Below are 18,435 nucleotides of genomic sequence, written 5' to 3'. Positions count from 1 at the left end.
CAATTTAAGATTTTGTTCGGCTCAATGAATACTGACTTTAAACTACCTTAGTAATCTAAAGCTATTATCGTTCCAACAGAACGATAATGAATTGACTGTGCCAAGTCTTTCGACTTGATTGGTCACTCAGTTCATTGAAAACCTAATTTGAAACCGAAGTTTCTAATTTGATTATCATCAACGAGTGCCCACACAGATTGATAGGTTTATATTGTTAAAGAACAGTACTTCAATGGACTAAACTATTGTTTTTAAGCTTTTCAGCTTTCCGTTGAAGTGGGCGGCCATTTTAACTAGATAACCTGTCGTGTCAACCACTTTTTCAAATTATTTTCGTTAAGGCTTTTGCCCTTCCAGACCTTTCAGGCTCTTGCTTTGCTGCCTTCCCGTCTGGTGGTGCGCATTATAGGGAGTTCCTCTTTTGGCGCAACCCCTTTTTTAATATTTTTTGGAAAAAAAGCGCTTTTGCTGAAAATTGCATCATAAAAGCAAAAGGAGAGTATAAAAACTCTCCTTTTGGCCACAAAACTCTAACATTTAGATAAATGCGTAAGCATCACCAAACATATGATCAGACTTTGCTTGCTTGGATTGCGTGAACTGCTCACGAGCGGCACCAGCCATTTCAAATCGGCCTGCTATATAGATATCAAAATCCGCTAACGTCTCAAAATCTTCACTCACAGCTTGCAACACATTACCTTTTTTCCCAGACCACTCCACTGACGCATCTTCAATAACCGGAATGAACTGAATACGTTGATGCTGCTTAGCAATTTCCATCAGCTCTTTTTTGGCATAGAGCTGAGCTTCATCGCGACCGCCCCAGTAGAGGTGGATCGGCTGTTCGATATTTTGGCTGATGCAGTGATCAAGTATAGAGCGCACATAGCTAAACCCAGTACCGCCAGCAATCAATAGTATAGGTCGCTGGTTATCTTCACGAATCCAAGCTTCACCATGAGGTGCATCAATAGTGATGTCACCACCGTCTGCTAGTGCTTGTTTCATTGATTCGACGACTTCGATAGCGTAAGCATTATGCTCAGCCGCACCAATATGGAGTTCGATCTCGCCTTCGTGACGACAAGGGCTACTAGCAATAGAGAATGGGCGCTTATCTGCTTCTCCCATTACTACCATTAAATACTGACCAGCTTTAAAGCTCACTGGTTGCTCAGGGTGCAGCAAGATTTGATAGGTGTTTGCTGCTAAAGGCTCAATCGACTTTACTTTACATTTTACTGTCATGTTTTATCTCTTTTATTCGTCACTGAAAGTAATCACCAGATCGCTTTCAGCATAAGCAAGGCAAGAGAACATCCAACCTTGCTGTTTTTCTTTTTCAGTTAACATTGGCTCTAAGTCATAACTGACTTGTCCTGACTCTATTCGACATAAGCAAGAAGCACAGGCCCCGACTCGGCATCGATGTGGAAACGCGAGGTTTTGGTTGAGCGCTGCCTCTAAGATGGTTTCCCCATCACTCACCGTAAATTCAAGATTCTGAGGCTTTAGCCTTACATGCTTGGTCATAAGATATTAAGCTGATCCCAAATAGCGTCTATCTTCTCGACCAATTGCGGATCTTTCTTTATTGGAATACCCCACTCCCGCTCAACTTCTGTTTCCAGCTTGTTGGTGGCGTCTAATAGTGCTCGAGAACTCACATCGTTGGTCATGACAGTATCACGAGCAGGATCCATTCTTGTAGTAATTGCCCAGATTACGTCATTCCAGTCTCTAACATTGACGTCTTCATCACACGCTACCATAAACTTAACGTCAAAGTAGCAAGCAACCGATTCAGCAATACCCTTCATTACTTCCACGGCCTGACCTGCGCGTTGCTTATTTAATGTTAGTAACACCATACGACTTGTACCTGTTCCAGGCGCAACATACAAATCTATAACTTCAGGATACTGAGCAACTATATCGCTTTTCAATGCATTTTCATCAAATGCATGAGCGGTTTCGATGGTACCTGAAGGTCCAAACTTATTCTCACCAAGAGCAACTTCTGCATCCCACTTTATCGTCGCATCCAATCCCATCTTGGAACCAAGCCCAACCACCGGAGAGGCGAAATCCAACGAGTCAATGGGGGTGCTTTCAATCATCAACGTATCTCGACCTGGCAACATATGCTCATTCATGGCCTGAGTGACATCAGTCCAATTACGAGCGTTAACACTCTCATCGCACACAATGACAAACTTGGTATACATAAATTGTCGCAGGAATGACCACACTCCCATCATCACTCGTTTAGCATGACCGGGATATTGTTTCTTTATAGTCACCACTGCCATACGGTACGAGCAACCTTCCGGTGGAAGATAAAAATCTTCTATTTCAGGAAATTGCTTTTGTAAAATTGGCACAAAAACTTCATTAAGCGCCACACCCAATACAGCAGGCTCATCAGGTGGACGTCCAGTATACGTGCTGTGATAGATAGGACTCTGACGCATAGTAACGTGAGTAATGGTAAACACATGGTGTTTTTCTACTTCGTTGTAGTAACCCGTGTGATCACCATAAGGTCCCTCATCCGCAAACTCATTGGGGTCAATGTAGCCTTCAAGAACGATCTCTGCACTCGCTGGAACCTCTAAATCGTTACTAATGGATTTGACCACTTCGGTTTTTTCACCCCGTAATAAACCAGCAAACGCGTACTCTGACAACGTATCTGGTACAGGAGTTACCGCCCCTAAGATAGTGGCGGGGTCAGCACCAAAGGCAACCGAGACTGGAAAAGGTTTACCTGGATTGGTTTCCATCCAATCACGCAGGTCCAACGCTCCACCTCGGTGAGCAAGCCAGCGCATAATGATTTTATTCTTGGCAATCTTTTGTTGACGGTAAATGCCCAAGTTTTGTCGTTTCTTATTTGGCCCTTTGGTTACGGTCAGCCCCCAAGTGAGTAATGGCGCAACATCGTCTGGCCAGCAGCTCATTACTGGAATTTTATCAAGATCGACCTCTTCACCTTGCCAAACTATTTCTTGGCACTTTGCCTTGCGTAGTCTTTTAACTGGCATATTGAGGACTTGTTTAAAGACAGGAATCTTATCGATCGCATCTTTAAACCCTCTCGGTGGCTCAGGCTCTTTTAGGTAAGCCAATAACTTACCGACTTCACGAAGCTCCGAGACTTGCTGGCGCCCCATACCGATGGCTACTCGTTCAGAAGTACCAAACAAATTGGTTAGCACAGGAATATCATAGCCAATGGGGTTTTCAAACAATAATGCCGGACCACCCGCTCGCAATGTGCGATCACTGATCTCAGTCATTTCATAGTCTGGGTCGACAGGGTGAGAAATGCGTTTAAGTAGCCCTTGGCTTTCCAAGTGCTGAATAAAGTCTCGTAAATCCTTAAAATTCATAGGGGTAACATCGCCTTGAAAGATGCACGCATTATATACGCAAACCCACCTATGAGTGAAATTTGCGCTTCAAACAATGGACGATACTAGTTGGACAACGCCTGCAGAATTAAGCTAGCTTTCACTTGGCTATTTGACGAAGCGACATCTCTAACCCAACCACTATGACCATTTTGCGCTAATTGAGTGGCAACGAAACTGGCATCATCAACACTTGTCATACGGGCGACAAGAAAATTCTTTACGTTTTCAGGCAATGGATTAATGCTTGCCAATTCTGTAATGGCTTGTTGTTTTAAGCTAGGGTTGCGAGATGCTAACATGATCTGATGCATCGCAAATGGAGACTTCACTTGGGCCAAACGTTCAAGCTCAGCTTGGCTATGGTAGTCTGCACGCATTTTCCACAGCAGTTCATACAACTTTTCATCCTGATTGACCTGCGCCATACGCACCAATACTCGAGTTGAAGGTAGCCATTCTGTAATCGTTGCTTCAGTCAGTTGCTTGGTCAAATAGGCGTTGGCTTCTGGTGACAAACTATCAAACTCACGAACTAATAGATCTTCACGAATTTGTCTATCGTAATCCGTCCCTTCAGATAACCAGTCTCGCAAAACAAGCTCTTCTCGCTCGACTTGTAGTATGAACTCCAAAGTTTTTTGATCGCTATTCCAGCTTTTGATCAGACGCGCAGAGATGGCAGGATAATTAAAGGCGGGTATCGAAAACTCGTAACCATCGCCACGCTCCAGCATGGTATAGGTCGTAGGAAGAGATTTCTGACTTTTTACGAAAATCGCCATTTTAGGCGTCAAGATGATGCTGCGCTGCTCGATTTCTTGCAACAGCACATACCGAGCTACCTCTTGTTGAGGTAGAGCCAAACGATTGAGAGCAAACTTTAATCCGTCAATGTCGTCCTTCATCACCAGATCCATATATTCAGTGACTTTCTGCTGAACAATAGGATTGCTGATCCATTGATTGACTTCTTGTTGCGTCATCTCCTTCGACGCGAATGCTGGCTGCGACAACAACGCAGCAAATACTAGGAGAAGAGACGCTAACCATCCTTGTAGCATATTAACCTCCTGTTAACACTTTTGATATTGTGCGCTGGAAAGAGGTTAAGTGCAAACAAAAACGCCACCCATATTGGGTGACGTTTAAAATCTGAGATTTGCTGTCAGCTTAAAATGTATTACTGACGACGCATCGCATCAAAGAACTCATCGTTCGTCTTCGTCATTGCTAACTTATCAATGAGGAACTCCATTGCGTCTGTTTCGCCCATAGGATGAACAATCTTACGTAGAATCCACATTTTCTGTAGCTCATCCGACTTAGTCAGTAGCTCTTCGCGACGTGTGCCTGAACGGTTGAAATCGATCGCAGGGAAAACACGTTTTTCAGCAATCTTACGGTTTAGGTGCAGTTCCATGTTACCTGTACCTTTAAACTCTTCGTAGATAACTTCATCCATCTTAGAACCAGTATCAACCAGTGCCGTTGCGATGATAGTTAGGCTTCCGCCTTCTTCTACATTACGAGCCGCGCCGAAGAAACGCTTTGGACGATGCAATGCGTTAGCATCAACACCACCAGTAAGAACCTTACCAGAAGAAGGTACTACTGTGTTGTATGCACGCGCTAGACGAGTGATAGAGTCTAGTAGGATAACCACATCTTTCTTGTGTTCAACAAGACGCTTCGCTTTCTCAATCACCATCTCAGCAACTTGAACGTGACGAGATGCTGGCTCATCAAACGTCGATGCAACAACTTCACCTTTAACTAGGCGCTGCATCTCTGTTACTTCCTCTGGACGCTCATCGATAAGTAGAACCATCAATTCACATTCAGGGTGGTTGTGAGCGATGCTCTGAGCGATGTTCTGAAGCAACATTGTCTTACCCGCTTTTGGCGGAGCAACAATCAGACCACGCTGACCTTTACCAATTGGTGATGCAAGGTCAAGAACACGAGCGGTAATATCTTCTGTTGAACCGTTACCACGCTCCATTGTCATGCGCTCATTCGCATGTAGAGGTGTTAGGTTTTCAAATAGAATCTTATTACGTGCGTTATCAGGTTTGTCGTCATTAACCGTGTTAACTTTTAGCAGAGCAAAATAGCGCTCACCGTCTTTTGGTGGACGAATTTTACCAGCGATTGAGTCACCTGTGCGAAGGTTAAAACGACGAATCTGACTTGGAGAAACATAAATGTCGTCTGGACCCGCAAGGTACGAGCTGTCTGCGCTACGCAGGAAACCAAAACCGTCTTGAAGAATCTCTAAGACCCCGTCACCAAAGATATCTTCACCACTTTTCGCATGGGCTTTTAAGATGGCGAAAATGATGTCTTGCTTACGCAGACGAGCTAAATTTTCCAGACCAAGAGATTCGCCAAGTTTAACGAGCTCAGAAACAGGTCTGTTCTTCAATTCTGTTAAGTTCATTGTGGTGGATGTTTGTTTAGTCAAAATAGGATCTGTTTTGTTGTTAAGAAGGATTTGGTCTCAGGATCGACCAAGAAGTGAACACTTGTTTATTTAACGTGCGATAAATTATCACTAAAACTGAGTCTAGTCTAGCTTTGAAAAAAACAAAACCGTGTATTTGTTAAGATACACGGTTTTCGTTACTTTTCATTATAGATTCGCATCCAAGAACTCTTTAAGTTGAGTCTTTGATAGCGCACCAACTTTCGTTGCTGCTACGCCACCATCTTTGAAAAGAAGTAGCGTTGGGATACCGCGAATACCAAACTTAGGTGGAGTACCTGCGTTTTGGTCAATGTTAAGTTTACCGATAGTGAGTTTGCCTTCGTACTCATCTGCGATTTCATCGAGGATTGGGGCAATCATTTTACAAGGACCACACCACTCCGCCCAGAAGTCAACAAGAACCGGGCCTGCAGCGTTAATTACGTCAGTTTCAAAACCGTCATCCGTCAGCTGCAAAATCTTTTCACTCATCTTTCACTCCGATATTTTTTGTATTGATGAGATAATCACCAACAATTAGATCTCCTATTGGAATGTATTTACCTTCGTATTGCAAGCTTAAGCTGATATTCTATACCGATGAAAAAGACGCATATCACAGAGCAAAAGTTCGCCGAATTAGATTTGCAGCCGCAAATCATTGAAGGATTGGAAAAAAAAGGGTTCGAGTATTGTACCCCTATCCAAGCCTTGGCGTTGCCGGTACTGCTCGCCGGCCGAGATATTGCAGGACAGGCCCAAACCGGGACTGGAAAAACGCTTGCGTTTTTAACTGCTACTTTTAATCACCTACTAACAACGCCAGAACATGATGGCCGCAAGCCAAACCAACCGCGTGCGATTATCATGGCTCCGACTCGCGAACTTGCTATCCAGATCCAAAACGATGCCAAGCCGTTGATTGAGAGTACAGGGCTAAAGACTGCACTCGCCTACGGCGGCGACAGCTACGATAAGCAGCTGGCTAAACTCGAAGAAGGCGTCGATATCCTTATCGGTACCTGTGGTCGTATTATCGATTTCTACAAACAGCGTGTTTTCAACCTCAACAACATCCAAGCAGTGGTATTGGATGAAGCCGACCGCATGTTCGATCTTGGTTTCATTAAAGACATTCGCTTTTTGTTCCGTCGCATGCCTGAGCCAAAAGACCGTTTGAACATGCTGTTCTCTGCAACATTGTCTTATCGCGTTCAAGAACTGGCATTCGAACACATGCACAACCCTGAGCACGTCGTTGTCGAGCCAGAGCAAAAAACTGGTCACCGAATTAAAGAAGAGCTGTTCTACCCATCGAACAATGAAAAAATGGCTCTGCTACAGACACTCGTGGAAGAAGAGTGGCCAGACCGCGCTATCATCTTTGCTAACACTAAACACAAGTGTGAGAAAGTTTGGGGGCACCTAGCTGCCGACGGCCACCGTGTCGGCCTGCTGACTGGTGATGTTCCCCAGAAGAAACGTGAGAAAATCCTAGAGCAATTTACTCGTGGTGATGTCGATATTCTGGTTGCGACCGATGTGGCAGCTCGTGGTCTGCATATTCCTCAAGTAACTCACGTATTCAATTACGACTTGCCTGACGATTGTGAAGATTACGTTCACCGTATTGGCCGTACTGGCCGTGCTGGTGCAAGTGGTCACTCCATCAGCTTTGCTTGTGAAGAATACGCGATCAATTTGCCAGCAATTGAAGAGTACATTGAGCACCAAATCCCCGTCTCAGACTACGATTCCAGTGCACTACTTACAGAACTGCCTGCGCCACTAGTTCTGAAAAGCCGTAACTCAGGTCAGCGCCGTACCAACACTGGTGGCTCAAGACCGTCAAACAGAAAGCCTCAAAGAAGGCCAAGAGCGCAACGATCTTAACAGGAAGTAAGCAGTATTTATGAGTCTCGCAGTGAATTCTTCGCCACTCTACGCTGCCATTGATTTAGGCTCCAACAGTTTCCATATGTTGGTGGTTCGTCATATTGATGGCAGTGTTCAAACGATGGCTAAAATTAAACGGAAAGTTCGTTTAGCCGCTGGTCTAGATGCCGAGTTAGCGCTTAGCCAAGAAGCGATGCAACGCGGTTGGGAATGTTTAAGCCTCTTTGCGGAAAGGCTACAAGATATCCCGAAAGAAAATATTCGTATCGTTGGGACCGCGACTCTGAGAACCGCGACCAATGTGGATGTTTTCTTGGAGAAAGCCAATGACATTCTTGGTTATCCAATACAAGTCATCTGTGGTGAAGAAGAAGCTGCAACCATCTACAAAGGTGTCGCCCATACCTCGGGCGGGACTGGCCGTAGATTAGTGGTCGATATTGGTGGCGCAAGTACAGAGCTTATTATTGGTGAAGGCTTTGAGCCTAAAGCTCTCACCAGTCTAAAAATGGGCTGCGTGACTTGGCTTGAGCATTACTTCAAAGACCGTCAGCTTAATAAAGCTAACTTTGAACGTGCCATTGAAGGAGCTAAGCAAGCACTCGCACCGATTCTCGACAATTACCAGCGTATTGGTTGGGATGTTTGTGTTGGCGCTAGTGGTACCGTGCAAGCTCTACAAGAGATCATGCTGGCTCAAGGTATGGATGAAGTCATCACTCATGCCAAACTAAAGCGTCTTCAAAAACAAGCCATGCAAGCCGATCATTTGGAAGAGCTGGATATCGACGGCCTAACTCTAGAACGCGCACTAGTATTCCCTAGTGGTTTGTCCATTCTGATTGCCATCTTTGAACTTCTTAACATTGACTCTATGACACTGGCCGGAGGCGCACTGCGCGAAGGCATGGTGTATGACATGGTCGAAGAATTACAACAAGATGACATCCGTGCTCGAACCATCAATAGCGTTCAATCGCGCTGTCAGTTAGATGTGGAATATGGCGAACAGGTCGCAACTACGGCTCTGCAACTGCTCAAAGATTGTGGTGGTGATACCTGGCTCGAGGAGCCACAAGCACCAGCTTTGCTTGAATGTGCATCCAAGCTTCATGAAATTGGTCTTACTCTTGATTTCAAAAAGGCTGGTGAACATAGTGCGTACTTACTAACCAACTTGGATTTACCGGGTTTTACTCGTGCACAAAAACACCTGTTAGCGGAAGTTGTACGTCGATATAAGGATCAGCTTAGTCCTTTGCCAGCACAACATGCGCTGTCAAATAAAAGTGCCGAGCGTGTACTACGACTATTACGTTTAGCGGTAATTATCACTCATAGACGTAAGCGAGAGTTACAGCCGAATATCTCAGTAGCATGCAAAGATAATCGACTTACCCTTTCGATAGATAAACTGTGGCTAGAGCAAAACCCATTGTCTGCAGCAGAATTAGAAATTGAATCGAACCGTCAGTCCGACATGGGCTGGCCGCTCGACATTCAAGCGCTATAACAGATAGTATGAAGATTAAAAAAATCCCGAACATCAGGTTCGGGATTTTTTTATTTGTCTGCCGATTAGACGTTCACACCAGTAACCGAAATATTCGGGTTTACCGCGATTAACTTCTTCACTAAGAAGTTCAATAGCACACCATACATAGGCACAAATAAGCCAAGACTGATCACCAACTTAAAGCCGTAGTCGACTAAGGCGATTTCTGTCCAATGTTCAGCCATAAATGGATCTGGACTCTGGTAAAATGCGATAGCAAAGAAGGCTAAGGTATCAAGCGCATTACCAAATAGTGTCGAACAGGTCGGTGCCACCCACCATTGCTTCATTTGACGTAAGCGGTTGAATACATGAACATCAAGAATCTGTCCTAATAGATATGCCATAAAACTTGCCGCCGCAATACGCGCGACAAACAAGTTAAACTCTCCCAGATGACTCAATCCTTGAAACTGACCTTCAAAGAACAGTACCGATAGCGCATATGACACCGCCAAGGCTGGCAACATAACTAGGAAAATGATTCTACGCGCTAACCCAGCACCGAAAATACGGACGGTCAAGTCGGTCGCTAAGAAGATAAAAGGAAAAGTAAAAGCGCCCCACGTGGTGTGGAAACCAAAAATAGTAAAGGGTAGCTGCACTAGATAATTACTGGACGCAATAATCACTAAGTGAAAGAGAACTAAAAATGTTAGGGCTTTGCGCTGTTGCGCAGGAGAAAACGGGCTCATATTGTACCTTTTTCGTTTTGCTTGGGGTTGAGGGAACCCAAGGTGAGGCACAGCCTCTGGTTACTAAAATTAAGTGTTTGTTGGCTACTTAAGTAGCGGCGGGCGATTATACATTAATCAATTTTAGGTGCAATAGTTCGATATAGAGCAAACGTTTACTGATGAAAATAGACTAGAATCCGCGTCGAAATATACTCGCAAGAAAATCAAATTCGTCTTTGCTACCAGTAACATCTAACGCCTCAAACCACATGAGTTCACTGTAATGCTCGCCCTTTAATAACATTCGGCAGCCTTCAAAATCCACCAGCCACGTGTGAATATCCGCATCCCATTGTTTCTCAACCACAGTGGCAGATAACTGAGCGACTAAAGAACTGGCTATGGTATCAAAACTGTCAAAATCAAAGCTTGGTGTAACAAGCACCAACTTCCCTTCCGCTTCGATATAATCTCGCAAACCAAAATCAGCCATGTTGGGTCAAATGCTCCTGTATTAGATCAAGGAAAGGGTCAGCATACTTCTCTAATTTACGTTCACCAACGCCGTTCACTGCCAGCATTTCACCGTAAGAGGTGGGCAGTATTTCTGCCATATCAATCAGGGTTGCATCACTGAAGACGACATAAGGAGGTAAACCATCTTCGTCGGCAATCGACTTACGTAGCTTACGCAGTTTGGCAAACAGCTTCTTATCGTAGTGCTTAGAAGCAAGTTTGTCAGATTTGGCACTTCGTGCAGCCGTATCCAATCGAGGCACTGCCAACTCTAGGCTGTTTTCTCCACGTAACAGAGGGCGAGCCTCTTCGGTCAGCTGCAATGTCGAGTTTCGGGTGATATTTTGGCTAAGCAAACCTTTGTGTATTAGCTGCCTAAATATGCTCACCCAGTAATCATGACTATGATCACGTCCAATGCCATAAGTCGTCAGCTTGTCGTGTCCATGTTCACGAATACGAATGTTCGACATACCACGCAACACTTCAACCACATAGCTAATACCAAAGCTCTGGTTGACACGATAGACACAAGACAACGCTTTTTGCGCTTCTTGCGTCGCATCAAAATGTTTCGGAGGATCGAGACATATATCGCAGTTGCCGCATGGCTTCTCACTATACTCACCGAAATAATTCAACAGCACTTGGCGTCGGCATGTCTGCGCTTCAGCAAACGCATTCATGGCGTTGAGCTTATGACTTTCTACCTGCTTTTGTGGCCCTTCTTCTTTTTCATCCAACATACGGCGCAGCCAACCAATGTCGGCAGGGTCATAGAGCATCATTGCTTCTGCTGGCAATCCATCACGCCCCGCTCGCCCAGTTTCTTGGTAGTAAGACTCAATATTACGAGGAATATCAAAATGCGCAACGAAACGCACATTGGGTTTGTTAATCCCCATACCAAAGGCGACTGTCGCAACAACTACTTGAATATCATCACGTTGAAACGCGTCTTGGACATAGGCTCTTTCATCCATATCCATGCCAGCGTGATAGCCTGCAGCACGCACATGGTTGGAGCACAGCTTCTCGGTCAACATCTCGACTTTCTTACGGCTGCCGCAATAGATAATGCCACTGCCTCCTTTATTCTCCCCCAAGAAGCGCACTATCTGAGAAACTGGCTTATGTTTCTCCACTAGCGTATAGCGGATATTAGGACGGTCAAAACTGCCAAGATATTCATGGGGATTATTGAGATTCAGACGGTGGATAATGTCTTTGCGAGTAGCATCATCTGCGGTGGCAGTCAGTGCCACCATAGGAACAAAAGGAAACCACTCCTTTAAACGGCCCAAGGCTGCATATTCTGGCCTAAAGTCATGTCCCCATTGAGAAATACAGTGCGCTTCATCGACCGCTATCATCGACAACTCAAGATGCTCTAGACGTTCAATGAAGTCGTGCATTAACACTCGTTCTGGCGATACGTAAATCAGCTTCAGTTGACCGTTGTTCATACGGCGGTAGATATCAATCAGGGTTTCTTTAGATTGGGTTGAGTTGATGCACTCAGCAGCAACGCCATCAGCCTTTAACTGATCCACCTGGTCTTTCATCAGCGAAATAAGTGGAGAGATCACCAGCGTAATACCACTGCGAACTAAGGCCGGAATCTGATAACACAGAGATTTACCACCACCCGTGGGCATAATGACTAGGCCATCATTGCCTTCAATGGCGCTATCGATAACTTCCTGCTGTCCGGGACGAAATTCTTGATAGCCGAACACCGATTCCAAAACAGACTGTGAACTTGGTTGAGATTCAGATTGTTCAGCAAGTAACACAGCGGTCATGCAATATCCCGAGAAAATGGTAGGTCGAAAACGCTACATTGTAGAGATGTTCCTATGGGAAAGAAACTCATAATCATGGCCAACACTAATAAAAAACGTCCGCTAAACGCGCAATAATTAGTCCAATGGATGACAACACGTTATACTCAAGACCTTTCCTCCCTTTATGGCCTTCATGGCCCGCTCTTGAGAAAATTTGCATGTCACTAGAAGAACAACAAAAAGCCAAACAAGGCGTACTATTAGCGATCGGTGCCTATACCATGTGGGGTATTGCCCCTATTTACTTCAAAGCGCTGTCTGAAGTATCGCCGCTAGAGATTTTAAGTCACCGTGTTATTTGGTCGTTCTTTTTATTGACTGCACTACTGCATTTTGGCCGTCGTTGGCGCAGTGTGAGAGACGTATTTCGTTCTAAAAAAAAGATGGGCTATTTGATCACAACCGCTTTGCTCGTCGGTGTGAATTGGCTGATTTTTATTTGGGCGGTAAATGCAAACCACATGCTTGATGCTAGCCTTGGTTATTACATCAATCCATTGATTAATGTGATTCTAGGGATGTTGTTCTTAGGAGAGCGACTAAGAAAGCTACAGTGGTTTGCGGTCGCTCTGGCAACCATCGGAGTACTGATTCAACTTATTGCCTTTGGCTCGGTACCTATTGTTGCCCTTGCGCTAGCGATGAGCTTTGGCTTGTATGGTTTATTAAGAAAGAAGGTCAGTTTAGATGCACAGACGGGACTATTTATCGAGACCTTAGTCATGCTGCCAGCTGCCGCAATTTATGTGTTGTTCATTGCCAGCACCCCAACCTCAAACATGTTGGCAAATCCAGCCACACTGAACATACTGTTGATTTCTGCCGGTATTGTGACCACACTGCCTTTGTTGTGTTTCACGGGTGCAGCGACACGTCTGAAGCTATCGACACTCGGCTTTTTCCAGTACATCGGCCCTAGCTTGATGTTCTTGCTAGCCGTGCTGGTTTACGGTGAAGCGTTCACTTTAGACAAGGCACTGACGTTCGGCTTTATTTGGGGTGCACTGGTCATGTTCAGTTTTGATGGCATTAAAACCAGCCGAACCAACAAAAGAATTAACGCTCAGTAATCCTATAGGGTGTCCGTTTTTTACAAGACGCCTTATGTCTCTGAACGATAAACTGACACCATTGGATTGATATTAGGAGGTTATTTTGCAGCAGATTAGCTACCTGTCTTCGCCAATCCCTGATATCAATTTAATCAGTGGTTGTTACAAAGAGTTTGCGTTTCAGAAACACTATCATCTCGATTATCATTTTGGCTTGATCGTCAATGGTCAACAGCAATTTCATTTAAAAGGTCAAAGCTATACCAGTGGACCAGGAGACTTGGTCTTGATGCCACCGGATGAATTGCACGATGGCCAAGCTCGCTTTGATGAAGGCTATGAAGTCAAAGTGCTTGCTGTATCACCACACTGGTTATCACAACTCAAGCCCAGCAACCACCAAGGTCAATTGGGCTTTCACAGTCCAATTGTTCAAGAACCAATGCTGTTTCGTGCCTTACTTAACACCCACTTAGCGTTGAGTGATGAAAACATCAGCGCTCTCGCACGTGATTGTTTACCGCATGAAAGCTTTGAGCAACTGCTTAATAGGCACGCTAAGCCTACTTGTGCTTATGTACAACCTATTGGTACTAAACAACTAACGCAAGTTCGTGACTATGTGATGAGCCATCTTGACCAACCAATCCGTTTGGAGCAGTTGGCTAAATTGTGCGACCTCAGTGAAAGGCAATTCCAGCGCCTTTTTAAGCAAGCGACTGGCATGTCTCCACACGCTTGGTTAACTCGCCTTCGCTTGGAAAAAAGTATGGCGTTAGTTAAAGCTGGTCAGCCCTCCGCTCAAGTTGCATTGCAAACTGGTTTTTATGACCAAGCGCACTTTAGTAAGGCTTTTCGTAGCGTCTACGGCATTTCACCTTCCCATATCAACTAACAAGCTATATCCAACATGAACGAAATCACAATCCTGATGACACTGGCAACAGTTCATTTCATTGCCCTCATGAGTCCTGGCCCCGACTTTGCTTTAGTGGTACAAAATGCCACGCGGTTTGGTCGTCAGACTGGCTTCTACATCGCTTTGGGCTTGTCATTTGGCATCTTATTGCATTCCATCTTAAGTTTAACTGGTGTGAGCTATGTCGTTCACCAACACCCAACACTGTTTGCCATGGTCCAAATCGCCGGTGGTAGCTATCTGCTCTATCTGGGAATCGGTGCATTACGCTCTGTTGTTTCACGCTGGGGATTGCGCCACCAGCCAACGGAGTTAGCTAACGACCCGAGTTTATTACTATCGAGTCGACGACAAGCTTTCTCTCGAGGCTTTACAACCAATATCCTCAATCCTAAAGCCTTGGTGTTTTTTATTAGTTTGATGTCGACGTTGGTGCCATCTTCTATGTCGGTTCCAGGTAAATTGATGGCGTTAGCCATTCTATGGTCATTATCTCTTGCGTGGTTCTCGTTTTTAGCTTGGGCACTTTCGACAAAACGTATGCAACGTAAGTTAGGATCCGCCTCAATCTACATTGATGCTTTGTGTGGATTACTCTTTTCTGGCATTGGTTTGACGATCTTATTGCAGGTTCTGCTGTCGCTGTAAGAGCAACTTACTCCATTCGACACTCTTCGTGTAAGAGATCTCTCACAAAGCGGTAGGTCATTATCGCTTTGTACTCCAAGACTTAGACCAAAACTAACAATAAGTTATTGATTTTAAATAATTGTTTATTTTTCTCATTGATAAGATACGGGACTTTTTCGCCTCAACGCGATTGCTCTAAAGCGAGTATCATTTAATATTAACCATGTCGGAAGGAATCTGACACGGAACAGGAAACGCTCAGGGATTTGGGCATCTTCAGGAAGAAGATACGGTTATTCAGGATGAATGGTCGGCACGGAAAGCAAATTGGACATTGAATGGACGCAATAGTAACTAGGATGGTTACTACTAAGGAAAGACAATGGACACCTCTGGATGAGGCAAGGACTTAACATCAGGAAGATGTCAGGGACACCGCTCAGGGATCAAGTGAAGTGCGCTAACGAGGATTGTTAGCAGGTCAGGATAAGACCAATGGACACCGCTAGGAAGGCGACGAAAGGAATACGCTGAAGGAATACAGCACACTATCAAGGATTAGATGCATGGAGCACCTATAGTAGCCGGATTGCTGCGAGTAAGACCATAACCCCGCAGGGCGTAAGCCCTCGGGGTTTTTCTTTATCTGTATCCCAGATTAGAACTGAACTCGTAAAGCACAAATAAAAAAAGCAGCCTGAGCTGCTTTTTTAGTATTTGGATCATGGGGAACCTAAAGCTGTTCAAGCTTCGCGTATTGAGTAACCAACCACTTAATCCCTTCACCATTAAAGGCTACTTGAACTCGACTTTGCGGCCCACTACCTTCAAAGTTAATAATTGTTCCTTCGCCGAATTTCGGGTGCTTCACTCGCGCTCCCAAATTAAATCCGGTTTCATTGAAGTTGTTCTTCACCTCAGTTTGACTAAATCGCCCTGAACTTGTTGGTCTGCTGACCTGTGCTTTCATCCGTACTTCTTGCAGACATGTTTCCGGCAGTTCACGAATAAATCGCGATGGCTTGTGGTATTTATCTTGACCGTACAGGCGACGCATTTCTGCATAGGTTATAAAGAGTTTTTCCATCGCACGCGTCATGCCCACGTAACACAAGCGGCGCTCTTCCTCTAACCTGCCCGCTTCTTCTGCTGACATCTGACTTGGGAACATGCCTTCCTCTACCCCAACCATAAATACCATTGGGAACTCTAACCCTTTAGCACTGTGGAGCGTCATTAATTGCACTGCATCATCAAACTCATCTGCCTGACCTTCACCCGCTTCAAGGGCGGCGTGGGTTAGGAATGCGGTCAGCAATGTCATATCTTCAGCCTCTTCCGGCTTTTCGAATTGACGAGTTGCGGTAACCAGTTCCTCCAAGTTTTCAATACGTGCCTTGGATTTCTCACCTTTTTCCTGCTCATACATCAAGAACAAACCTGAGGTTTTGATAACATGGTCGGTTTGCTCATGCAGTGCCGATTCAAAGGTATCGTCTTCTAATGCATTAATAAGTTCGATGAAACGCGATAACGCTCCTGCTGCGCGCCCGGCAAATACCTTCTCTTCCAGCAATGCATTACTCGCTTCCCATAATGTCGCACCGCGATCTCGCGCAGCGAAACGAATGGTATCCAGCGTTTTATCTCCAAGGCCACGAGTTGGGGTATTTACGATACGTTCAAACGCTGCATCATCATTGCGGTTGGCAATCAATCGTAGGTAACCAAGTGCATCTTTGATTTCTTGACGCTCGAAGAATCGCATACCACCGTAGATTCGATACGGCAGTTGAGCTTGAATAAGCGCTTCTTCTAAAACACGAGACTGGGCGTTATTTCGATATAGCATCGCGCAGTCCGTTAGACTACCGCCTGTTTCCTGCCATTCTTTGATTTTATTGACCGCAAAACGCGCTTCATCTAGCTCATTGTAGGCAGAGTAAACCGAGATTTTTTCGCCTTCATTACCGTCTGTCCACAGCTCTTTACCCATACGCTCTGTGTTATTGGCGATCAGTTCATTGGCAGCTTCGAGAATGGTCTTAGTTGAGCGATAATTCTGCTCGAGACGAATGGTTGTCGCACCCAAATATTCATCGAGGAATTTCTGGATGTTCTCGACTTTAGCGCCGCGCCAGCCATAAATAGATTGGTCATCATCACCAACAATCATCACCTTACAATCAGGGCCCGTCATCATTCGTAGCCAAGCATATTGAATGTTGTTGGTGTCTTGGAACTCATCCACCAAAATGTGTTTAAAGCGAGCTTGATAGTGCTCGCGAACAAACTTGTTGTCACGTAGTAGCTCATGAGCGCGCAGCAAGATTTCGGCAAAATCCACCAGCCCTGCTCGATCGCACGCTTCTTGATAGGCGGTATAGATTTGCAAATAGGTCTTCGTTACAGGATCTTGATAGCTATCAATGTGTTGAGGCCTCAAACCTTCATCTTTCTTACCATTAATCCACCATGCAGCCTGACGTGCTGGCCACTGTTTCTCATCTAGATTCTGAGCTTTTATCAATCGCTTCAGTAGGCGTTGCTGGTCATCAGAGTCTAGAATTTGAAAATCTTCTGGCAGCTTCGCATCAAGATAATGAGCGCGCAGTATACGATGGCAAATACCATGGAAAGTACCATTCCACATCCCCGACGAACTGCCCATCATCAACTCTTCGATTCGCCCTCTCATCTCTGCAGCAGCTTTATTGGTGAAGGTCACTGACATGATGGAGAACGGAGAGGCATTTTCCACCGACATTAACCAAGCGATACGGTGAACAAGTACGCGAGTTTTGCCACTACCAGCACCAGCTAGCACCAACATATGCTCTAAAGGAGCTGCAACAGCTTCACGTTGTTTGTCATTAAGGCCGTCGAGAAGAAGAGATGGATCCATGATACTTAGCTACTGGTTATTTATACATATCAATTGATTATAACTCAAACAGTGTTCTGGTTTCAGAAAAATATCAGTTTTTTTATTTTGATTTAAATTCTTTAAAATCAAGTAAATAAAATAATATTTAACACTTTTTTAAATATTTTGTGAATAAATTGAAAGATTTTCGAAGCCCTTCCTATCCTATTGAATAAGCAAGTCGCAACTAAGCGCTTGTGAAAAGAAACCACAAGGATCAAGTCTCGAGGAAGTTACTATGAAAACTACAAATCTAGCTATCACTGCTGCAGTTACCGGTCTAATCGCTCTAGGTGGCACTATGCTTACTGCCGCTCCAGCTCACGCTGCAGAAAAAGAGAAATGCTACGGCGTATCAAAGGCAGGTAAAAATGACTGTGCTACAAAAACAAGCTCATGTGCTGGTACAGCCAAAGAAGATAATCAAAAAGACGCGTTTGTCGTGGTACCAAAAGGTCTATGTGGCAAGCTTACAGGTGGTAGTACTGAATCTGCATAGAAAGCCTCCAAAGCCGAAAGCAATACTGC

Annotated in this window: 16 protein-coding genes; 6 read left to right on the top strand and 10 right to left on the bottom strand. The window is 44.8% G+C overall.

The window, feature by feature from the left end; all coding sequences use genetic code 11:
* Window positions 1-537 precede the first annotated feature (537 nt).
* The 6 genes from fre to trxA all read right to left on the bottom strand — a co-directional run bounded on the left by fre (window position 538) and on the right by trxA (window position 6,381).
* Window positions 538-1,251, bottom strand: a complete 714-nt coding sequence (gene fre / locus VME0621_RS25525) for an NAD(P)H-flavin reductase (protein ID WP_062463593.1) — start codon at window positions 1,249-1,251, stop codon at window positions 538-540.
* Window positions 1,252-1,263: 12 nt separating this feature from the next.
* Window positions 1,264-1,536, bottom strand: coding sequence for a 2Fe-2S iron-sulfur cluster-binding protein (locus tag VME0621_RS25520; protein ID WP_006074569.1), 273 nt, complete (start codon window positions 1,534-1,536; stop codon window positions 1,264-1,266).
* Complete coding sequence (ubiD, locus tag VME0621_RS25515; protein ID WP_062463590.1) at window positions 1,533-3,398, bottom strand: 4-hydroxy-3-polyprenylbenzoate decarboxylase; 1,866 nt, start codon at window positions 3,396-3,398, stop codon at window positions 1,533-1,535. The genes VME0621_RS25520 and ubiD overlap by 4 nt, the downstream gene beginning before the upstream one ends.
* An 86-nt stretch (window positions 3,399-3,484) precedes the next feature.
* Window positions 3,485-4,483, bottom strand: coding sequence for a hypothetical protein (locus tag VME0621_RS25510; RefSeq protein WP_006074572.1), 999 nt, complete (start codon window positions 4,481-4,483; stop codon window positions 3,485-3,487).
* A gap of 119 nt (window positions 4,484-4,602) precedes the next feature.
* On the bottom strand, window positions 4,603-5,862 hold the full coding sequence (gene rho / locus VME0621_RS25505; RefSeq protein WP_006074575.1) for a transcription termination factor Rho: 1,260 nt from the start codon (window positions 5,860-5,862) through the stop codon (window positions 4,603-4,605).
* Window positions 5,863-6,054: 192 nt separating this feature from the next.
* On the bottom strand, window positions 6,055-6,381 hold the full coding sequence (trxA, locus tag VME0621_RS25500) for a thioredoxin TrxA (protein WP_006074576.1): 327 nt from the start codon (window positions 6,379-6,381) through the stop codon (window positions 6,055-6,057).
* A gap of 108 nt (window positions 6,382-6,489) precedes the next feature.
* Between trxA and rhlB the strand changes: the two genes are divergently transcribed.
* Together rhlB and gppA are read left to right on the top strand one after the other, a co-directional pair.
* Window positions 6,490-7,782, top strand: a complete 1,293-nt coding sequence (gene rhlB / locus VME0621_RS25495; protein WP_006074578.1) for an ATP-dependent RNA helicase RhlB — start codon at window positions 6,490-6,492, stop codon at window positions 7,780-7,782.
* Window positions 7,783-7,801: 19 nt separating this feature from the next.
* The gene (gene gppA, locus VME0621_RS25490) at window positions 7,802-9,298 is read left to right on the top strand and encodes a guanosine-5'-triphosphate,3'-diphosphate diphosphatase (protein ID WP_006074579.1); all 1,497 of its coding nucleotides are present in this window, start codon (window positions 7,802-7,804) and stop codon (window positions 9,296-9,298) included.
* A gap of 65 nt (window positions 9,299-9,363) precedes the next feature.
* Here the strand turns inward: gppA and VME0621_RS25485 are convergent, their stop codons facing one another.
* The 3 genes from VME0621_RS25485 to recQ all read right to left on the bottom strand — a co-directional run bounded on the left by VME0621_RS25485 (window position 9,364) and on the right by recQ (window position 12,338).
* Window positions 9,364-10,035, bottom strand: coding sequence for a 7-cyano-7-deazaguanine/7-aminomethyl-7-deazaguanine transporter (locus VME0621_RS25485; protein WP_062463588.1), 672 nt, complete (start codon window positions 10,033-10,035; stop codon window positions 9,364-9,366).
* A 172-nt stretch (window positions 10,036-10,207) separates the two neighbouring features.
* Window positions 10,208-10,510 carry a DUF3630 family protein gene (locus VME0621_RS25480; RefSeq protein ID WP_031494152.1) on the bottom strand — a complete coding sequence of 101 codons (303 nt, stop codon included), beginning with the start codon at window positions 10,508-10,510 and terminating at the stop codon, window positions 10,208-10,210.
* The gene (gene recQ, locus VME0621_RS25475; RefSeq protein WP_062463586.1) at window positions 10,503-12,338 is read right to left on the bottom strand and encodes an ATP-dependent DNA helicase RecQ; all 1,836 of its coding nucleotides are present in this window, start codon (window positions 12,336-12,338) and stop codon (window positions 10,503-10,505) included. The genes VME0621_RS25480 and recQ overlap by 8 nt, the downstream gene beginning before the upstream one ends.
* 200 nt (window positions 12,339-12,538) lie before the next feature.
* Here recQ and rarD point away from each other — a divergent pair, with 200 nt between their 5' ends.
* The 3 genes from rarD to VME0621_RS25460 all read left to right on the top strand — a co-directional run bounded on the left by rarD (window position 12,539) and on the right by VME0621_RS25460 (window position 14,999).
* Entirely contained in the window at window positions 12,539-13,450 is a 912-nt protein-coding gene (gene rarD, locus VME0621_RS25470) for an EamA family transporter RarD (RefSeq protein WP_062463583.1), read from the top strand.
* An 85-nt stretch (window positions 13,451-13,535) separates the two neighbouring features.
* Complete coding sequence (locus VME0621_RS25465) at window positions 13,536-14,327, top strand: AraC family transcriptional regulator (protein WP_062463581.1); 792 nt, start codon at window positions 13,536-13,538, stop codon at window positions 14,325-14,327.
* A 15-nt stretch (window positions 14,328-14,342) separates the two neighbouring features.
* Window positions 14,343-14,999, top strand: coding sequence for a LysE family translocator (locus VME0621_RS25460; protein WP_062463579.1), 657 nt, complete (start codon window positions 14,343-14,345; stop codon window positions 14,997-14,999).
* Between the two features lie 715 nt (window positions 15,000-15,714).
* On the opposite strand, the gene uvrD is transcribed toward VME0621_RS25460, so the two are convergent.
* The gene (uvrD, locus tag VME0621_RS25455; protein ID WP_086027642.1) at window positions 15,715-17,889 is read right to left on the bottom strand and encodes a DNA helicase II; all 2,175 of its coding nucleotides are present in this window, start codon (window positions 17,887-17,889) and stop codon (window positions 15,715-15,717) included.
* A 256-nt stretch (window positions 17,890-18,145) separates the two neighbouring features.
* Between uvrD and VME0621_RS25450 the strand changes: the two genes are divergently transcribed.
* The gene (locus VME0621_RS25450) at window positions 18,146-18,406 is read left to right on the top strand and encodes a BufA1 family periplasmic bufferin-type metallophore (protein WP_006074592.1); all 261 of its coding nucleotides are present in this window, start codon (window positions 18,146-18,148) and stop codon (window positions 18,404-18,406) included.
* The last annotated feature ends 29 nt before the right edge of the window (window positions 18,407-18,435 follow it).

This window comes from Vibrio mediterranei, assembly GCF_900088415.1.
Classification (GTDB): domain Bacteria; phylum Pseudomonadota; class Gammaproteobacteria; order Enterobacterales; family Vibrionaceae; genus Vibrio; species Vibrio mediterranei.
This window is presented reverse-complemented; position numbering and strand designations above follow the sequence as displayed.